Genomic DNA, 769 nt, shown 5'->3' on the forward strand with positions numbered 1-769 from the left:
TCCTGCGTGTTGTGGTCGATGAAGCGGTCGGGGAGCGTCATCGGGCGGAAGCGGACGCTGTCGAGCAGGCCGGTGCGCGCCAGATGGTGCATGACATAGGCCCCGAACCCGCCTTCCGCCCCTTCCTCGATGGTGATCAGCACCGCGTGGTTGCGGGCGAGGTTTTCGATCAGCGCGGTGTCGAGCGGCTTGGCGAAGCGGGCGTCGGCTACGGTGGGAGGGAGGCCCTGGGTGGCCAGCATGTCGGCGGCCTTCAGCACCTCGGCCATGCGGGTGCCCAGCGACAGGATGGCGATGCCGCCCTTCTCGCGCCCGGCCTGGCGGCCCATTTCGCGGACGATGCGGCCACGGCCGATCTCCAGCACCGTGCCTTCCTCGGGCAGGGCCAGGCCCAGCCCGTTGCCGCGCGGGTAGCGCAGGGCGATCGGGCCGTCGTCGAAGGCGCAGGCGGTGGCCGTCATGTGCAGCAGTTCCAGCTCGTCGCTGGGGGCCATGATGGTCATGCCGGGCAGGCAGCCCAGATAATTGATGTCGAACGAACCCGCGTGGGTGGCGCCGTCGGCGCCGACCAGACCGGCGCGGTCGATGGCGAAGCGCACCGGCAGGTTCTGTAGCACCACGTCATGCATCACCTGATCATAGGCGCGTTGCAGGAAGGTGGAATAGATGGCGCAGAACGGGCGCAGCCCCTCGGTGGCCATGCCGGCGGCGAAGGTGACGGCATGCTGCTCGGCGATCCCGACATCGAAGAAGCGGTCGGGATAGGCGC

Annotated in this window: 1 protein-coding gene; it reads right to left on the reverse strand. The window is 69.1% G+C overall.

Annotation, left to right across the window (positions count from 1 at the left end; all coding sequences use genetic code 11):
* A partial coding sequence (locus tag HLH25_RS19910) for a transketolase C-terminal domain-containing protein (RefSeq protein WP_281376882.1) occupies nt 1–769 on the reverse strand: 769 nt, incomplete at both ends.

This window comes from Gluconacetobacter dulcium, assembly GCF_014174165.1.
Taxonomy (GTDB): Bacteria; Pseudomonadota; Alphaproteobacteria; order Acetobacterales; family Acetobacteraceae; genus Gluconacetobacter; species Gluconacetobacter dulcium.